Below are 369 nucleotides of genomic sequence, written 5' to 3'. Positions count from 1 at the left end.
GGGATAATGCCCGTGTTGATCAAAGCGCAACCGGGGCAGACCAGCCAGTACAAAATGAGCCATCTCCGAAAGGGAAACTGAAAATGGATGCTACGGTGGCCGATCAGCTGATCAAATACCCCACTGATCTGGACTTGCTTTCGGACAGCAGGGAACAGAGTGAGCGGATGATTGATCAATTGACTGAACTTTTAAAGCTCGCTAAGAAGCCGCGCACTTACCGCAGGAATGCCCGCAGGGATTATCTGAACACGGCAAAGAAGAAGAAAAAGAACAAAAAAGAATTGTACAAAGCTATCGGTAAACAGCTGAACTACCTGAAAAGAAACCTGGGCACCATAGATAAACTACTGGATAGCTGCCCTCAGA

At 47.4% G+C, this 369-nt stretch carries 1 pseudogene; it reads left to right on the top strand.

Annotated features, from left to right (window positions below):
• Positions 1–369: pseudogene (locus tag E2R66_RS28630) on the top strand (IS5/IS1182 family transposase); the annotation flags it as partial.

This window comes from Mucilaginibacter psychrotolerans (assembly GCF_004519315.1).
In the GTDB taxonomy this organism is placed as follows: Bacteria; Bacteroidota; Bacteroidia; order Sphingobacteriales; family Sphingobacteriaceae; genus Mucilaginibacter; species Mucilaginibacter psychrotolerans.
This window is presented reverse-complemented; position numbering and strand designations above follow the sequence as displayed.